We start from the raw sequence: 222 nt of genomic DNA, 5'->3' as shown, positions 1-222 counted from the left end.
ATAAGCTGAAACGCGCTTATAAGTCGTTTAAGACAGTATAGTACGCCAATTTGCAGGATTAGAGAGTGACAACTAGCTAATGCGGGGTTTCTTTTGCCTTTTTTTCTGCTTAGTAAATTTCTTAAATATTAAAGCTAAGGTTAGTTGCACTTAAAAGCAGCTAAATTGCAGTGTTTAAGACTTAAAAAAACGCCAATACAGAAAATAGACAATGACCAGGGC

It is taken from the genome of Wolbachia endosymbiont of Drosophila nikananu (genome assembly GCF_028981865.1).
In the GTDB taxonomy this organism is placed as follows: domain Bacteria; phylum Pseudomonadota; class Alphaproteobacteria; order Rickettsiales; family Anaplasmataceae; genus Wolbachia; species Wolbachia pipientis_B.
This window is presented reverse-complemented; position numbering follows the sequence as displayed.